The organism is Paenibacillus sp. FSL R5-192 (assembly GCF_000517845.1).
In the GTDB taxonomy this organism is placed as follows: Bacteria; Bacillota; Bacilli; order Paenibacillales; family Paenibacillaceae; genus Paenibacillus; species Paenibacillus amylolyticus.
On record NZ_ASPR01000036.1, the window covers coordinates 1 to 274 of the forward strand.

The window sequence follows — 274 nt, forward strand, 5'->3', positions numbered from 1 at the left end:
GGAGGCTTAGCTCAGCTGGGAGAGCATCTGCCTTACAAGCAGAGGGTCGGGGGTTCGATCCCCTCAGCCTCCACCATATAACTTTATAACGACGCGGGGTGGAGCAGCCCGGTAGCTCGTCGGGCTCATAACCCGAAGGCCGCAGGTTCAAATCCTGCCCCCGCAATTATACTTTCCTTTGAGAAAGTGATCTGGAACCGTGGTGTAGTTGGCCTAACATGCCTGCCTGTCACGCAGGAGATCGCGGGTTCGAATCCCGTCGGTTCCGCCATTT

Annotated in this window: 3 tRNA genes; all 3 read left to right on the top strand. The window is 56.9% G+C overall.

Annotated elements, in window-relative coordinates:
- A tRNA-Val gene (locus C161_RS19300) sits at positions 1 to 76 on the top strand.
- Between the two features lie 16 nt (positions 77 to 92).
- A tRNA-Met gene (locus C161_RS19305) sits at positions 93 to 166 on the top strand.
- Positions 167 to 193: 27 nt separating this feature from the next.
- Positions 194 to 271: transfer RNA gene (locus tag C161_RS19310), tRNA-Asp, on the top strand.
- Positions 272 to 274: the final 3 nt, after the last annotated feature.